Origin of the sequence: Pseudomonas sp. URMO17WK12:I7 (assembly GCF_003269045.1) — a bacterium.
In the GTDB taxonomy this organism is placed as follows: domain Bacteria; phylum Pseudomonadota; class Gammaproteobacteria; order Pseudomonadales; family Pseudomonadaceae; genus Aquipseudomonas; species Aquipseudomonas putida_J.
Map to the genome: position 1 here is coordinate 141,013 of NZ_QLTL01000010.1, position 14,771 is coordinate 155,783.

At 62.8% G+C, this 14,771-nt stretch carries 15 protein-coding genes; 8 read left to right on the forward strand and 7 right to left on the reverse strand.

All coding sequences use genetic code 11. The features are described from left to right. Nucleotides 1-18 precede the first annotated feature (18 nt). From H040_RS15505 to H040_RS15525, 5 genes are all read right to left on the reverse strand, one after another. Nucleotides 19-1,389: a M16 family metallopeptidase gene (locus H040_RS15505; protein WP_027920962.1), complete on the reverse strand. Its 1,371-nt coding sequence runs from the start codon at nucleotides 1,387-1,389 to the stop codon at nucleotides 19-21. Continuing rightward, nucleotides 1,382-2,683 carry a M16 family metallopeptidase gene (locus tag H040_RS15510; RefSeq protein ID WP_027920963.1) on the reverse strand — a complete coding sequence of 434 codons (1,302 nt, stop codon included), beginning with the start codon at nucleotides 2,681-2,683 and terminating at the stop codon, nucleotides 1,382-1,384. Before H040_RS15510 ends, H040_RS15505 begins: the two co-directional genes overlap by 8 nt. A gap of 84 nt (nucleotides 2,684-2,767) precedes the next feature. Continuing rightward, entirely contained in the window at nucleotides 2,768-3,370 is a 603-nt protein-coding gene (gene rsmD / locus H040_RS15515; protein WP_027920964.1) for a 16S rRNA (guanine(966)-N(2))-methyltransferase RsmD, read from the reverse strand. Beyond that, nucleotides 3,370-4,854, reverse strand: coding sequence for a M16 family metallopeptidase (locus tag H040_RS15520; protein WP_027920965.1), 1,485 nt, complete (start codon nucleotides 4,852-4,854; stop codon nucleotides 3,370-3,372). Before H040_RS15520 ends, rsmD begins: the two co-directional genes overlap by 1 nt. Continuing rightward, nucleotides 4,847-6,202 (reverse strand): M16 family metallopeptidase, encoded by a 1,356-nt coding sequence (locus tag H040_RS15525; RefSeq protein ID WP_027920966.1) that lies wholly within the window; start codon nucleotides 6,200-6,202, stop codon nucleotides 4,847-4,849. The genes H040_RS15520 and H040_RS15525 overlap by 8 nt, the downstream gene beginning before the upstream one ends. A gap of 232 nt (nucleotides 6,203-6,434) precedes the next feature. Between H040_RS15525 and ftsY the strand changes: the two genes are divergently transcribed. The 4 genes from ftsY to rpoH all read left to right on the forward strand — a co-directional run bounded on the left by ftsY (nucleotide 6,435) and on the right by rpoH (nucleotide 10,623). Then, nucleotides 6,435-7,955: a signal recognition particle-docking protein FtsY gene (gene ftsY, locus H040_RS15535; RefSeq protein WP_027920967.1), complete on the forward strand. Its 1,521-nt coding sequence runs from the start codon at nucleotides 6,435-6,437 to the stop codon at nucleotides 7,953-7,955. Nucleotides 7,956-7,957: 2 nt separating this feature from the next. Next, nucleotides 7,958-8,629, forward strand: a complete 672-nt coding sequence (ftsE, locus tag H040_RS15540; protein WP_012274659.1) for a cell division ATP-binding protein FtsE — start codon at nucleotides 7,958-7,960, stop codon at nucleotides 8,627-8,629. Continuing rightward, complete coding sequence (ftsX, locus tag H040_RS15545) at nucleotides 8,626-9,657, forward strand: permease-like cell division protein FtsX (RefSeq protein ID WP_027920968.1); 1,032 nt, start codon at nucleotides 8,626-8,628, stop codon at nucleotides 9,655-9,657. The genes ftsE and ftsX overlap by 4 nt, the downstream gene beginning before the upstream one ends. A 111-nt stretch (nucleotides 9,658-9,768) precedes the next feature. Next, the gene (gene rpoH / locus H040_RS15550; RefSeq protein ID WP_027920969.1) at nucleotides 9,769-10,623 is read left to right on the forward strand and encodes an RNA polymerase sigma factor RpoH; all 855 of its coding nucleotides are present in this window, start codon (nucleotides 9,769-9,771) and stop codon (nucleotides 10,621-10,623) included. 135 nt (nucleotides 10,624-10,758) lie between these two features. Here rpoH and mtgA read toward each other — a convergent pair whose 3' ends face one another. Further along, nucleotides 10,759-11,469: a monofunctional biosynthetic peptidoglycan transglycosylase gene (mtgA, locus tag H040_RS15555; RefSeq protein ID WP_027920970.1), complete on the reverse strand. Its 711-nt coding sequence runs from the start codon at nucleotides 11,467-11,469 to the stop codon at nucleotides 10,759-10,761. Nucleotides 11,470-11,533: 64 nt separating this feature from the next. Between mtgA and H040_RS15560 the strand changes: the two genes are divergently transcribed. The 4 genes from H040_RS15560 to trmB all read left to right on the forward strand — a co-directional run bounded on the left by H040_RS15560 (nucleotide 11,534) and on the right by trmB (nucleotide 13,807). After that, a complete protein-coding gene (locus H040_RS15560) occupies nucleotides 11,534-11,905 on the forward strand; it encodes a DUF423 domain-containing protein (protein WP_027920971.1) in 372 nt (123 codons plus the stop codon). Between the two features lie 102 nt (nucleotides 11,906-12,007). Further along, entirely contained in the window at nucleotides 12,008-12,208 is a 201-nt protein-coding gene (thiS, locus tag H040_RS15565) for a sulfur carrier protein ThiS (protein WP_033696634.1), read from the forward strand. 54 nt (nucleotides 12,209-12,262) lie between these two features. Continuing rightward, nucleotides 12,263-13,075: a thiazole synthase gene (locus H040_RS15570; protein WP_027920973.1), complete on the forward strand. Its 813-nt coding sequence runs from the start codon at nucleotides 12,263-12,265 to the stop codon at nucleotides 13,073-13,075. A 9-nt stretch (nucleotides 13,076-13,084) separates the two neighbouring features. After that, entirely contained in the window at nucleotides 13,085-13,807 is a 723-nt protein-coding gene (gene trmB, locus H040_RS15575) for a tRNA (guanosine(46)-N7)-methyltransferase TrmB (protein WP_027920974.1), read from the forward strand. 632 nt (nucleotides 13,808-14,439) lie between these two features. Here trmB and H040_RS15580 read toward each other — a convergent pair. Further along, entirely contained in the window at nucleotides 14,440-14,766 is a 327-nt protein-coding gene (locus H040_RS15580) for a DUF3392 family protein (protein ID WP_027920975.1), read from the reverse strand. Between the last annotated feature and the right edge of the window lie 5 nt (nucleotides 14,767-14,771).

Below are 14,771 nucleotides of genomic sequence, written 5' to 3' on the forward strand. Positions count from 1 at the left end.
CCCGCCGCTGTACCTGCACTATTGGTGGGGGGCTGGCAGAGGTTGTTGCTCGACGCTTGGGCCGACACTGACCTGTACGGTGTAGCTTAGGTCGAGATGACGCTGCATGGCGGTGCGGACATCTGCCGGCGTCAACCTGTTGATGCGCTCGATGTAGGTATTGAGATGATCCTCAGGTTGACGATGATGGGTAAACTCCGTGAGCAGCGCTGCCAGACGCTTGTTCTGAGCGACACTGCGCAGCAATTGCCCTTCCAGTTGTTTGCGTGCTACTCGCAATTCGGCCGGGGTCGGCCCTTGCTCGATGAAGTCACGCAGCAGAGCCACTACCAGTTCCTGAGAGCCTTGCACATGCGCCGGTGCGACCTCCCATTCGGTGGTGAACAACCCGCCTGCCCGTAATGGCAATACATGGGTATGCACACCGTAAGTGAGGCCGCGGCGTTGGCGGAGCTCCACCATCAGGCGCGATTCAAGCCCTTTTCCCAGTACGTCGCTGGCCAGTAACAGGGCGGGGAACTGCGGGTCATTGGCGGGCACGTTCAAAGGGAGTGCCAGCAGGACCGCACTGCTCGCACCTGGCTGTTCGACGTGTAGCGTCGCGCGGGTAGGGGCCGGGACAGTTGGCAAATCTGTTGCCAACCAGCCCTGTGGCAGAGCCTCGCTGATCTGGCGTGAGAGCGTTTGCGCTTCAGCGAGGGAAAGATCTCCGACCACGACCATCTCCAGGTTACTGGCGGAGTAGGCGCGCTGGTGGAAGGTTCGCAAGTCGTCTGTGGTAACCGCCGTTACACCTTGTTCGGTGTTACCCAATGGGGAGCCGTAGGGATGGCCACTGAACAGGTGACGGAAGGCTTCGCTACGCGCCCTCAATACAGGGTGCCGTTCACGTGAAGCGCTGCTCTGTAGCAACTGCGGCTTGATCTTGTCCAGAGCAGAGGTGGGGAATGCAGGACGTGCCACGAGGTCGGTAAAAACCGCCAGGGCCTGCCCTAGCACGGCCTGTGTACTCAGGCTACGCAGGCTCAGCGTCGCGTGCTCCAGGCGTATCTGCTTTTCGACGATCGCCCCCAGGCGCTCGAGGTTTTCGGCCTGCTGCGTGGCCGTGTACTGCTGGCTGCCCTCATCGAGCATGTACAACGTCAAGGCTGCCAGGCCCGTGTGCGCAGTGTCCTGAACAGTGCCAGCCTTGAACCTCAGTACTATATCGACGATTGGTAACCCGCGGGTTTCGACGAATTTCACGCCTGTCCCTGCTTCAGTCGTCCAGGCATGCACCTGAGTCTGGATGGACTCGAACTGATCCAGGTCGAGCCCCCGGGCAGAGACCAGGCCGCCGTAAATGCGGTTGGTTTCGGTGGGCTGTTGAGTCGGAGTCGTGTCATGCATGAGCGCTCTCCTTGGGGTGCATGAAGGTAATGGCGGCGCGGGAATCGGTCAGGAACTCAAGGGCTACCTGGCCGACCTGCTCGGCTGTCACGGCTTCGATGGCTTGTCGTTCATCTGCCAGCGCAATCGGGTCCAGGCCGCAGACAGCTTGCTTGCCGATGGCCTGCGCTTGGTTGCTGATGTCATCCTTTTCGAACACCTGCCTTGCCAGCAAGCGAGCCTTGGCACGTTCCAGGTCGTCCCTGGAGGGGGCCGACTGGCGAAATGCTTCGATTTCCAGCATCAGCCTTTCGGCAGCGAGCTCCGGCGTTATCTGAGGGCTGCAAAATGCGTAGAGCGCCAGCAAGCTGTCACCGCGCTGCCAGGGTTCGTAGGCTGATCTCAGGCTACGAAGAACAGGGTCATCCAGAACCAGCTGGCGTTGCAGGACGCTGCTATGTCCGTTGGCCAGCAGATCGGGCAGTAGACGCAACGCGTAGGCCTGCTCGCCAGACCGGGCGGTACATTGGCTGGGGAGGTTGAAACTGAGGATGGTGCCTGTGTTAAGGCCTGGCAGGCGCAGCGTCTGATGGCGGCGAGCTTGCAGTGGCGGGGCCGAGGGAGTCATTCGGGCCGGCAGTCGATTGGCGGCAATGTTTGCAAAGTGCCGCATTACCAAGGTTTGCAGCCGTGGCAGGGTGATGTCACCGGCTACTGCCAGCGTGGCATTGTTTGGGTGGTACCAGCTTTGGTACCAGGTTCGGGCGGCAGCCGGGGTCAGGTGCTCAAGGTCAGACGTGTAGCCAATGATTGGGGTGCCATAGCCGTCGCTGCCGTAGGCCAGTAAATCGTGATGCTCCAGCGCCAGTGAAAAGGGGTTGTTGTCGACTTGTTCTCGGCGCTCGGCCATGACCACGTCCAGTTCGCGAGCGAAAGGTGTATTGCTGATCGTGGCGCTCGCCATGACGTCGGCCATGGCCTCCAGAGCAATTTCGAGCCGACTGCCTGGCAGGGTCAGCGGAAAAACCGTGGCATCGGCAGAGGTGAAGGCATTCGGCTCGCCGCCGAGGCGGGTCATGACCGCTGAATATTGCCCACTTGTCAGTTTGCTGCTGCCTTCGAACAGCAGATGCTCCAGGGCATGGGAAAGACCGGTATGGCCTGCGGGCTCGTAGCTCGAACCGACGTGATAGCACAGCTGCATACTGACCAGCGGGGCGCGATGGTCTTCGCGCAGGTAGGTACGCAGGCCGTTGGAAAGGGTGAATGATTGTACGGTGCTGCCCTGGATGGGCACAGAAGGGTGGTGGGTCACGGTTGAAGAGCTCCTGCAAGAACGTGGGAGCAGCTTCAACCATGCGGGCAGCGGTTTTGCGGTAACTAAATACAGCTTACCGGATCAGGCCCGTTGCCAGAGCGCGTAGTGCACCTGGCCGGTCTTCTTCTCGCGGTGCAGGCGCCAGTTGCCGGGCATCGGCAGTGTCGACGGAGCGGCCTCGCTTTCGGTGTAGATCCACGCTTGATCGCGCAGCCACTGGTTCTGTTCCAGCAGGTTGCAGGCATTGGCCAGCAGGTCCTGGTGGAACGGTGGGTCGAGGAACACCACATCGAACTGCTGCTTGGCCGGGCTCTGCAGGTAGCGCAAGGCGTCGGTCTGCAAGATCTGCCCGCGCGGGCAGCGCAGGATCTCGAGGTTGTTCTTCAGGTTGGCAATGGCCGCCGGGTTGCTGTCCAGCGCCACGGCATCCTCGGCGCCACGGGACAGTGCCTCAAGTACCAGGGCGCCGCTGCCGGTGAAGGCGTCCAGCACCCGGGCGCCTTCGATATGGGGCGCCAGCCAGTTGAATACGGTTTCGCGCACGCGGTCAGGGGTTGGGCGCAGGCCTTCGCCTTCCGGTACCGCCAGGCGGCGGCTGCGCCACTCGCCGGCGATGATGCGCAGGTGACCCTGGCCCTTGCTTTGGCCCTGCTGCGGGCGGGCGGGAGGGGTGGATCTAGGCATTAGTGCTCCGGTACGCCGAGCGGTTGCTCGGACGGTTTGTCAGTGGGGGCAGGCAGTGGCTGCTGTGGCACTGTTGGGCCAACGGTGACGATCACCAGCTTATCGGCTGCCAGATGCTTATTCATCGCCGTTTTGACCTGTTCAACGGTCAGCGCCTGGGACTGCTGCATGAAGTCTTCCAGCCAGGTCAGTGGCAGGTTGTAGAAACCGATGGCGCCCAGTTGGCCGACGATGCTGGCATTGCTGGCATTGGACAGCGGGAAGCTGCCGGCCAGTTCGCGCTTGGCGTCGTCCAGCTCTTGCTGGGTCGGGCCGTTCTTGAGGTAGTCGGCGAGGATGCTCTGCACCAGCTTGAGTGTGCCTTCGCTGAGCTCGGCACGGGTCTGCAGGTTGATCATGAATGGGCCACGCACCTGCATCGGGCTGAACACCGAGTATACGCCGTAGGTCAACCCACGCTTCTCGCGGACTTCGCTCATCAGGCGGGTGCCGAAAGCGCCGCCACCGAGGATCTGGTTGCCCAGCGACAGGGCCGGCCAGTCCGGGTCCTGGCGATCGATACCAAGCTCGGCCAGCATCAGGTGAGTCTGCTTGCTCGGGAAGTCTATATGCGTGGCACCGGCCTTGGGTTCAATCGGTTGGGCCGGTTTGGCCAGCGCCGGGCCTTTGGGCAGGGCGGCGGACACCTGGGCGGCGACTGCCTCGGCTTCCTCACGGCTGAGGTCGCCAACCAGGGCGATCACCGCGTTGCCAGCGGCATAGGCCTTGGCGTGGAAGGCGCGCAGCTGCTCAAGGCTGATGCCTGGCACGCTCTCGGCGCTGCCATCGCTTGGCTGAGCGTAAGGGTGGTCGCCGTAGAGCTTGCTGAACAGCGCCTTGCCAGCGATCTTGCCAGGGTTCTGCTTCTCATACTCGAAGCCGGCCAGCAGCTGGTTCTTGATGCGTTTCAGGGCGTCTTCAGGGAAGGTCGGCTTGCCGGCCACTTCGGCGAACAGTTTGAGTGCCGGCTCGCGTTTGTCCTTGGCGCTCAGGCTGCGCAGCGAGGCCACGGCCATGTCACGGTAGGAGCCGTTGCCGAAATCGGCGCCAAGGCCTTCGAAGCCTTCGGCGATTGCGGTCACATCCTTGCCGGCAACACCCTCGTTGAGCATGGCGTTGGTCAGGGTGGCCAGGCCAGGGGTGTTGCCGTCCTGGCTGCTGCCGGCGGCGAAGGTTACGCGCAGGTCGAACATCGGCAGCTCGCGGGCTTCGACGAACAGCACGCGGGCGCCTTCGGCGGTGGTCCAGTTCTGGATGTTCAGCTGGCGCCGGCTGGGCGCCTTGCCGTCCAGCTCGGCCAGCGATTGCAAGGTGTTGGCCGGACGGGCGGCGTTGCTTTCGGCCTCGGAGTGGGCCGGGCGGGCGAGTACCGCGGCCACGGCCACTACCAGCGCGATGATGCCCGTGCCGATCAGGGTGTAGCGTGGTGCGCTGCGATCACTCATGAGCGGACTCCTCGGGCAGTACATGGGCAACGCTCAGGCGTTCGCGGGTGAAATAGGTGCGTGCGGCGTTTTGCACGTCTTGCGGGGTAACGCGCTTGAGTTCGTCCAGCTCGCTGTCGATCAGCTTCCACGACAGGCCGACTGTCTCCAGCTGACCGATGGTGGTGGCCTGGCTGCTGATGGAGTCGCGGTCGTAGACCAGGCCGGCAATGACCTGGGCACGCACGCGCTCCAGCTCTTCGGCGCTGGGCGGCGTGGTCTTGAGCTCGTCGAGCAGCTGCCAGATGCCTTTTTCGACGTCGGCCAGGGTCTTTTGCTTCTGCACGTTTGGCGTGGCCGAGATCAGGAACAGGCTGTCGCCACGGGTGAAGGCGTTGTAGCTGGACGAGGCACCGGCCACCAGTTCCTGGCCACGCTCCAGGCGTGCTGGCATGCGCGCGCTGTAGCCGCCGTCGAGCAGGGCCGAGATCAGCCGCAGGGCGTGCACGGTGCTCGGGTCCTTGGTGGTTGCCAGGCTCGGCACGTTGAAACCGTAGATCAGGCTCGGCAGCTGGGTGCGCACGTGCAGCGTCAGCAGGCGCTGGCCTGGCTCGGCGAGCTCCAGCGGCAGCTTGGCCGCAGGCACGGCCCGCTTGGGAATGCTGCCAAAGTATTTCTGCGCCAGCCCTTTCACTTCATCGGCGGTGACATCGCCGACCACCACCAAGGTGGCGTTGTTCGGCGCGTACCAGGATTCGTACCAGTGGCGCAGCTCCTCGACCTTCATGCGCTCAAGGTCAGCCATCCAGCCGATGGTCGGGGTGTGGTAACCGCTGGCCGGGAAGGCCATGGCGCGGAACAGCTCGAAAGCCTTGGCGCTTGGCTGGTCGTCGGTGCGCAGGCGGCGCTCTTCCTTGATCACCTCGATTTCACGGGCGAACTCGTCGGCAGGCAGGCGCAAGCTCGCCAGGCGGTCGGCTTCAAGCTCCAGTGCAACCGGCAGGCGATCGCGGGCCAGCACCTGGTAGTAGGCGGTGTAATCGTCGCTGGTAAAGGCGTTTTCTTCCGCGCCGAGGTCACGCAGGATGCGCGAGGCCTCGCCGGGGCCGATCTTGGCGCTGCCCTTGAACATCATGTGTTCCAAGGCATGGGACAAGCCGGTCTGCCCCGGGGTCTCGTAGCTGGAGCCGACCTTGTACCAGATCTGCGACACCACCACCGGGGCGCGATGGTCTTCACGCACCACCACTTTCAGGCCGTTGTCGAGGATGAATTCGTGGGTGGGTTGCACGTCGGCGGCAAAAGCCACGAGCGGCAGGCAGAGCGTGCTGAGCAACAGGCCAGCGGCGCGGCGGGCTAGAGCATTCATACGGTGATTAACCTGTTCGGCGGCCCGCTGGTTTAGCGTCGACGGGCCAGGAGGTGCTAGGATACTGATCCGGTTGCCTGGCGACCATGCCTGTCGCCGTTCTGGCCCGCAGGCCCATTAAGACAAAACATTGCGCATGAACCAGTCGGATTCAAAATAGTCTGTTCTGCGTTTAGAGAATTCCCGATGCGCCAGCTGCTGGCCCATCGCTACCCTGAGATAGCCGTCTTCCATGTTTGGTTCCAACGACGACAAAAAAGCGCCGGCCGAGGCTGGCGAGAAAAAAGGCCTGTTCAGCTGGTTTCGCAAGAAGCCGCAGCAACCTGTCGCCGAACAGCCTCAAGCGCCTGAGCCACAAGCGCCCGAGGCGCAGCCAGCCGAACCGGTAACGCCGCAGCCTGCCGTCGAGCAGCCGCTTGCCGAGCAGCCTACGCCGGTCGAGCCGGTGGCCCCGGTGGCCCCGGTGGTCGAAGCGCCTGTGCCAGAGCCGCTCGCTTCCCAGCCATTGCACGCACCCGAGCCTGAGCCGATCGCTGCTGAGCCGGTGGTCGCACCGACGCCTGAGCCCGTCGCCTCTGTGCCGCTGCAAGCGGGGCCGGTCGAAGTTGCCCCAGTTGTCGAGCATGCCGCCCCCGTCAGTAATCTGGTGCTTCCGGTAGCTGAAGAACCTGTGGCGCTGGTGCCGGACCTGGAGCCGAAGGCGCCGCCGGTGATTCCGGAACGTCCCGCGCCAGAGCCTGTGGTAGCGGCCGCAGTCGCGGCGCCTGCGCCAGTGGCGCCAGAGCCAGCCCCCGTAGTTGCCGCGCCGGTTGCCACCGAGCAGTCCAAACCCGGCTTCTTCGCCCGCCTCAAGCAGGGCCTGTCGAAGACCAGCGCCAGCATCGGCGAGGGCATGGCCAGCCTGTTCCTGGGCAAGAAGGTCATCGATGACGACCTGCTCGACGAGATCGAAACCCGGCTGCTGACTGCTGACGTTGGCGTAGAAGCCACTTCGGCCATTGTCCAGAACCTGACCCAGAAGGTCGCCCGTAAGCAGCTGGCCGACGCCGACGCGCTGTACAAGTCCCTGCAGGAAGAGCTGGCCGCACTGCTGCGCCCGGTCGAGCAGCCGCTCAAGGTCGAAGCGCAGAACAAGCCCTATGTGATTCTGGTGGTCGGCGTGAACGGTGCCGGCAAGACCACCACCATCGGCAAGCTTGCCAAGAAGCTGCAGCTGGAAGGCAAGAAAGTCATGCTGGCTGCCGGTGATACCTTCCGCGCCGCCGCTGTCGAGCAGTTGCAGGTCTGGGGTGAGCGTAACCAGATCCCGGTTATCGCCCAGCACACCGGCGCCGACTCCGCCTCGGTGATCTTCGACGCTGTACAGGCCGCCAAGGCCCGTGGTGTCGATGTGCTGATCGCCGACACCGCCGGCCGCCTGCACACCAAAGACAACCTGATGGAAGAGCTGAAGAAGGTCCGCAGGGTGATCGGCAAACTCGACGCCGAGGCGCCGCACGAGGTGCTTCTGGTGCTCGATGCCGGTACCGGGCAGAACGCAATCAGCCAGGCCAAGTACTTCAACCAGAGCGTCGAACTCACCGGCCTGGCCCTGACCAAGCTGGACGGTACCGCCAAGGGCGGGGTGATCTTCGCCCTGGCCAAGCAGTTCAACATCCCGATCCGCTTCATCGGCGTCGGTGAAGGCATCGACGACCTGCGCACCTTCGAAGCCGAGCCGTTCGTCAAGGCTCTGTTCGCCGAGCGAGACTGACCATGATCCGATTCGAACAGGTTGCCAAGCGCTACCCCAATGGCCATGTCGGCTTGCATGAGCTGAGTTTCCGGGCGCGCCGGGGCGAGTTCCTGTTCGTCACCGGGCATTCGGGGGCGGGCAAAAGCACCTTGCTGCGCCTGCTGCTGGCCATGGAACGCCCGACCAGCGGCAAGCTGATGCTGGCCGGGCAGGACCTGGGCCAGATCAGCAATGCACAGATCCCGTTCCTGCGCCGGCAGATCGGCGTGGTGTTCCAGAACCACCAGCTACTGTTCGACCGCACCGTGTTCAACAACATCGCCCTGCCGCTGCAGATTCTCGGCTTGTCCAAGGCAGAGATCGCCAAGCGCGTTGATTCGGCGCTGGAGCGTGTTTCGCTATCGGACAAGGGCGAGCTGTTCCCGGCCGACCTGTCCACGGGCCAGCAACAGCGGGTCGGTATTGCCCGTGCCATCGTCCACCAGCCGGCCTTGCTGCTGGCGGATGAGCCCACCGGTAACCTCGACCCGCGCCTGGCCGCAGAGATCATGGGCGTGTTCGAAGACATCAACCGCCTGGGCACCACAGTTCTGATCGCCAGCCACGACCTGGCACTGATTGCGCGCATGCGCCACCGCATGCTGACCTTGCAGCGCGGTCGTCTGATCGGCGATGGGGAGGCCGGGCAATGAGCACTACACGTACACCAAAGGTTTCCGAGCGCGTTGCGCCCAAGGCGGCCGACCCGCAGCCAGCAAACAAGAAGAGGGGCGGCGATCACGACGACGACGGCCCGGATTTTCGCACCCTGCTGCACGCCTGGCTGGAAAGCCATCGTGCCAGCCTGGCCGACAGCCTGCGACGCCTGGGCAAGCAGCCGATCGGTAGCTTCTTCACCTGCCTGGTGATGGCAGTGGCCCTTAGCATGCCCATGGGCCTGTCGCTGTTGTTGAAGAATATCGAGGTGCTGGGCGGCTCCTGGCAACGCGCTGCGCAGATTTCGCTCTACCTCAAGCTCGATGCGGGCAGCCAGCAGGGTGAAGCCCTGCGCGACGACATCAGGCGCATGCCGGGTGTCGCCGAAGCTCAGTACGTCAGCCCCGGGCAGGCCCTTGAAGAGTTCCAGCAGCAGTCCGGGCTGGGCGAGGCCCTGCGCGAATTGCCCGACAACCCGTTGCCCGGTGTCGTGGTGGTGACCCCGACCGAAGTCGACAAGCCAGCCCTGGAAGCCCTGCGGCAGCGCCTGTCGGAACTGCCAAGGGTAGAAAATGCGCAGCTGGACCTGGTATGGGTGGAGCGCCTGGCGGCGATCCTCAAGCTCGGCGATCGCTTCGTCTTCGGCCTGGCGGTAATGCTGATTTCTGCGTTGCTGTTAGTAATCGGTAACACAATTCGTCTACACATTGAAAACCGCCGTATCGAGATCGAAGTGATCAAGCTGGTAGGCGGCACCGACAGCTACGTACGCCGGCCTTTCCTGTACATGGGCGCCTTGTATGGCCTGGGTGCGGGCTTGCTGGCATGGGCGATCCTGGCCTTTGGTCTGAACTGGCTGAACGAGGCCGTGGTAGGGCTGTCCGGGCTGTACGGCAGTGACTTCGCCCTGGGTGGTGTGCCGGCTTCCGATGGTCTGTCGCTCTTGATCGGAGCGGTGCTGTTGGGGTATATCGGTGCATGGATCGCAGTCGCTCGTCATCTGAACGAGCTGGCGCCGCGATAGTTTTTACGTGCCAGCATTGACATTTTCTTCACCAGGGAACTTGTACGGTCGTTCCGGGTCAATGTTGGCAGCGCCCACAAGGCGCGAGTTTAGTAAGTCGGAGGTTCTTGAATGACCACATCGTTGCAACCTGCCTATGCCCTGGTACCCGGTGCAAACCTGGAAGCCTACGTGCACACGGTCAACAGCATCCCGCTGTTGTCTGTCGAGCAGGAGCGTGATCTGGCCGAGCGTCTCTATTACGAGCAGGATCTCGAGGCCGCTCGGCAAATGGTGATGGCCCACCTGCGTTTCGTCGTACATATCGCACGTAGCTATGCAGGCTATGGGCTGGCCCAGGCCGACCTGATCCAGGAAGGCAACGTAGGCCTGATGAAGGCAGTCAAGCGTTTCAACCCGGAAATGGGTGTGCGCCTGGTGTCCTTCGCCGTGCACTGGATCAAGGCAGAGATCCACGAATTCATCCTGCGCAACTGGCGCATCGTCAAGGTGGCGACCACCAAGGCCCAGCGCAAGCTGTTCTTCAACCTGCGCAGCCAGAAGAAGCGCCTGGCCTGGCTGAACAACGACGAGGTTCATCGCGTGGCTGAAAGCCTCGGCGTCGAGCCACGTGAAGTGCGCGAGATGGAAAGTCGCCTGAGTGGCCAGGACATGGCCTTCGACCCGGCAGCCGAAGCGGATGACGACAGCGCTTTCCAGTCGCCTGCGCATTACCTGGAAGACCACCGCTACGACCCGGCTGTACAGCTTGAGGATGCCGACTGGAGTGACAACTCCACCAGCAACCTGCACGAAGCGCTGCAAGGCCTGGATGATCGCAGCCGCGATATTCTCTACCAGCGCTGGCTGGCGGAAGAAAAGGCCACGTTGCATGAGCTGGCTGACAAGTACAGCGTTTCGGCTGAGCGGATTCGCCAGCTGGAGAAAAATGCGATGAACAAGGTCAAGGCGCTGATCACCACCTGATCAGGCTTGGTTGCATCGAGAAGCCGCTTGCCCGAAGAGGGTGAGCGGCTTTTTTTTGCCAGCGCGATTATGGGGCACTCCTGCCTGTAGAAGCGGCCTTGTGTCGCGAATGGGCTGCGCAGCAGCCCCAGAAATTCAAAGTTTGCGCGAAGAATCTAGTTGCATCAGGTAGCTGGGGCCACCCAACTGGCTCATCTGTCGCCGAATCCAGCCCGCTCGGCTCGCCACGTAGGCGCTCGGGCGGCTGGCACTCCATTTGATCGGGCTTGGCAGCACCGCCGCGAGTTGCGCGGCCTGCTGGCGGGTCAGCCGGCTGGCATCCACACCAAAGTGATAGCGGGCGGCCGCCTGGGCGCCAAACACGCCCTGGCCCCATTCGGCGCTGTTCAGATACACCTCGAGAATGCGTTCCTTCGACCAGAACAGCTCGATCAGCGCGGTGAACCAGGCTTCCAGCCCCTTGCGGAACCAGCTGCGGCCCGACCACAGGAACAGGTTTTTGGCCACCTGTTGGGTCAAGGTGCTGGCACCACGAATGCTGCCACCACGCTCGTTGTATGCCAGTGCCGCCTGGATGGCCGGAATGTCGAAGCCCCAATGGCTGGCGAACTTCTGGTCTTCTCCGGCGATGACCGCAACCTTGAGCTCGTCGGAGATGTTTTCCCACGGTTCCCAGTCGCGTTGCAGGTCGATCGGCTCGCCACTCACCCATGATTGGACCTTGCGCTCGAGCATCAGGGCGGTGCCCGGAGGCGGTACCCAGCGAAACACCAGTACCAGCACGATACTGCCGGTGGCGAACCAGAGCAGGGCGCGGGCGAAGCGGCGGAGAATGGATGACAGCATGGCGATGGCTTGGCCGGACCGGTGGAACGGGCCATTATACAGACCCGATACAAGGAGTCGTCCCATGCTTCGCAGCTTCCTCATGCTCGCCGCCTTCTTCGGCTTCACCGGCGTCGCCCTGGGCGCGTTCGCCGCGCATGGGCTTAGGAACCGCCTGACCGCGGATTACCTGGCCATTTTCCACACGGGGGTCACCTATCAGCTGGTGCATGCCCTGGCGATCTTTGGTGTCGCCGTGCTTTCGGCGCACCTGCCGGGGCGCCTGGTTGGCTGGGCCGGCGGTCTGTTCGCCCTGGGCATCGTGCTGTTCTCCGGTAGCCTGTACCTGCTGACCCTCAGCGGCCTGGGCAAGCTGGGTATCATCACACCCATTGGTGGCCTGTGCTTCCTCGCCGGTTGGCTGTGCCTGGGCCTGGCTGCCTGGCGCCTGGGCTGACCAAGCGGTCCACAATCGCGACTAATGGCGTGCAGCGCCCTTGGGTTCATACGTGGATCGGCGCTAGAATGCGGGCCCCAAAGAACAATGGTGGCCGTGCGCATGCGCATTCAACTGAACGGTGAACCTTACGAATTGCCCGCTGGCGAAAGCGTCGCGGCGCTGCTGACCCGCCTGGAACTGACCGGGCGCCGGGTGGCGGTGGAACTCAACCTGGATATCGTGCCGCGTAGCCAGCACGACAGCACGCAGCTGAACGAAGGCGATCAGGTCGAGGTGGTCCACGCCATCGGTGGTGGCTGACCCCGGTCCGGCGATTCACCTGCAAGCCCAGCAATCTTTTCCCGAGGAACAACGATGAGCAACGTTCGTAGCGACAAGCCCTTCATCCTGGCCGGGCGCACTTTCCAGTCGCGCCTGCTGGTCGGCACCGGCAAATACCGTGACATGGAAGAAACCCGCCTGGCCACCGAGGCCTCGGGTGCCGAAATCGTCACCGTGGCCGTGCGCCGGACCAACCTGGGCCAGAATGCGGGCGAGCCGAACCTGCTCGACGTGCTGTCGCCCGACAAGTACACCATCCTGCCAAACACGGCAGGTTGCTTTGACGCTGTCGAGGCGGTGCGTACCTGCCGTCTGGCCCGTGAGCTGCTCGATGGTCACAAGTCCCACGAGTCGCGCACGCTGGTGAAGCTGGAAGTGCTGGCCGACCAGAAAACCCTGTTCCCTAACGTGATCGAAACCCTCAAGGCCGCCGAAGTGCTGGTCAAGGACGGTTTTGACGTGATGGTCTACACCAGCGACGACCCGATCATCGCCCGCCAGCTGGCCGAAGCCGGCTGCATCGCGGTGATGCCGCTGGCCGGCCTGATCGGCACTGGCCTGGGCATCTGCAACCCGTACAACCTGCAGATCATCCTCGAAGAATCGAAGGTGCCGGTACTGGTCGATGCAGGTGTGGGCACCGCCTCGGATGCCACCATCGCCATGGAAATGGGCTGTGAAGCCGTGCTGATGAACTCGGCTATCGCCCACGCCCAACAGCCGGTGCTGATGGCCGAGGCCATGAAGCACGCCATCCTCGCCGGTCGCATGGCCTACCTGGCCGGCCGCATGCCGAAAAAACTTTATGCCAGCGCCTCGTCGCCGCTGGATGGTCTGATCAAGTAAGAGCCCCTGATGACTGACTCGCAAGATACGCCGATCTCCGCCGACGGCGAAGCCCGCCCACACCGCCGCATCAAGAGTTTCGTGATGCGCGCCGGGCGCATGACCGAAGGCCAGCAACGCGGCCTTGACCAGGGCGGCCCGCTGTACATCCTGCCGCTGGCCGACAGCCCGGTGGATTACGACCAGGTGTTCGGCCGTTCGGCGCCGCGTACCCTGGAGATCGGCTTCGGCATGGGCCATTCCCTGCTGGAGATGGCCGCTGCTGCGCCTGAGCAGGACTTCATCGGTGTTGAAGTGCACCGTCCGGGTGTCGGCGCACTGCTCAACGGTGTGCTGACCCAGGGTCTGAAGAACCTGCGTGTCTACGACTGCGACGCCATTGAGGTGCTCAACCGCTGTGTGGCCGACAACAGCCTCGATCGCCTGATGCTGTTCTTCCCTGACCCTTGGCACAAGGCGCGTCACCACAAGCGCCGTATCGTCCAGCTGGAGTTCGCCGAGCTGGTACGGCGTAAGCTCAAGCCTGGTGGCGTGTTCCACATGGCGACTGACTGGGAACCCTATGCCGAGTACATGCTGGAAGTGATGAGCGCAGCCCCGGGTTATCGTAACCGTGCTGAAGACGGTACTTACGTGCCGCGCCCGGAAGAGCGCCCGATCACCAAGTTCGAACGCCGCGGCGAGCGGCTGGGGCATGGGGTGTGGGATCTGAAGTTCGAGAAGGTGGATTGATCGGCTGGATAAGCCTTTCTATGTGCTGATGCCTGTATAACTGCAGGCGAAAAAAAACCGCTCTGAGAAGGGCGGTTTTTTTTGGGGGAGCTTCAGGACTGAGTATCCTTTGCTCCGGGATTTCATCGAAAACGTTCACACAGTCAGTGGATCATAGGCAGCCAGAAAGGACGCGTCAATGATCAGAAATATCCAGCATCACGTGTGTCGGCGCGGTTAACAACTTTGACCGCGCATCCCAAGTATCATCGCGCTGCTCCTGTGTGGGCGAGTTCGCTGATGGGCCGGGTAGGAGAAGAATTCTGCTTTTCGGCCCCTTCGACATGGCCTGAGAACCATGCCGGTATCTGATTTCGAAGGGCCATCAACCTGGCCACTTCACCGAAAACGTTCACACAGTTTTCGAAGGCATCGAAGTACCGGTTAGATGCTGGAAGATTGGCCCGCCAACACGGAGGCCAAGGCTTATGAAGCGTTTGCTTGATACGCTGAGCCGCGTCTGGAGGCTCGTCCGGATCCTGACTGTGATCAAGACTGTTCGAGACTTCATGCGCGATCACTTCGACGATGCCCAGTAAGGGCTAGTCAGGTGGTAGAGCTGCCCTGGTTCGCCGGGGCAGCTTTTAGCAGGCTCACCCGCGGCGGTCAGCCACAACGCCAATCAGTACTAGTACAACCAACAGCACCGGCGCCAAGGCATAGTTGTTGAACTGCCCCAGTCCCTTCACTACCCAAGGCGTGGCATAGATCAGCGCCGCACCACTGCCGATCATCACCAGCGCAGCCATGACCGGCACGCGCAACGCACCCGCCAGGGCGCCCAGGCGCTGGTCCACCCAGCCTTTGATATCGGTGCCGAACAGCACCAGCAGGCAGCCTACCAGGGCCAGGGAAATCTCCGACAGGTTGCTGCGGCTCCAGCGCGAAACCGTGGCGAGCAGATCAAGTACCAGATCCATGGGTC

Excerpts from the sequence above, each read along its gene's own strand:
- H040_RS15505 (WP_027920962.1), bottom strand. The coding sequence starts at position 1,389 with ATGCATGACACGACTCCGACTCAACAGCCCACCGAAACCAACCGCATT.
- rsmD (WP_027920964.1), bottom strand. The coding sequence starts at position 3,370 with ATGCCTAGATCCACCCCTCCCGCCCGCCCGCAGCAGGGCCAAAGCAAG.
- H040_RS15520 (WP_027920965.1), bottom strand. The coding sequence starts at position 4,854 with ATGAGTGATCGCAGCGCACCACGCTACACCCTGATCGGCACGGGCATC.
- H040_RS15525 (WP_027920966.1), bottom strand. The coding sequence starts at position 6,202 with ATGAATGCTCTAGCCCGCCGCGCCGCTGGCCTGTTGCTCAGCACGCTC.
- ftsY (WP_027920967.1), top strand. The coding sequence starts at position 6,435 with ATGTTTGGTTCCAACGACGACAAAAAAGCGCCGGCCGAGGCTGGCGAG.
- ftsE (WP_012274659.1), top strand. The coding sequence starts at position 7,958 with ATGATCCGATTCGAACAGGTTGCCAAGCGCTACCCCAATGGCCATGTC.
- ftsX (WP_027920968.1), top strand. The coding sequence starts at position 8,626 with ATGAGCACTACACGTACACCAAAGGTTTCCGAGCGCGTTGCGCCCAAG.
- rpoH (WP_027920969.1), top strand. The coding sequence starts at position 9,769 with ATGACCACATCGTTGCAACCTGCCTATGCCCTGGTACCCGGTGCAAAC.
- mtgA (WP_027920970.1), bottom strand. The coding sequence starts at position 11,469 with ATGCTGTCATCCATTCTCCGCCGCTTCGCCCGCGCCCTGCTCTGGTTC.
- H040_RS15560 (WP_027920971.1), top strand. The coding sequence starts at position 11,534 with ATGCTTCGCAGCTTCCTCATGCTCGCCGCCTTCTTCGGCTTCACCGGC.
- thiS (WP_033696634.1), top strand. The coding sequence starts at position 12,008 with ATGCGCATTCAACTGAACGGTGAACCTTACGAATTGCCCGCTGGCGAA.
- H040_RS15570 (WP_027920973.1), top strand. The coding sequence starts at position 12,263 with ATGAGCAACGTTCGTAGCGACAAGCCCTTCATCCTGGCCGGGCGCACT.
- trmB (WP_027920974.1), top strand. The coding sequence starts at position 13,085 with ATGACTGACTCGCAAGATACGCCGATCTCCGCCGACGGCGAAGCCCGC.
- H040_RS15580 (WP_027920975.1), bottom strand. The coding sequence starts at position 14,766 with ATGGATCTGGTACTTGATCTGCTCGCCACGGTTTCGCGCTGGAGCCGC.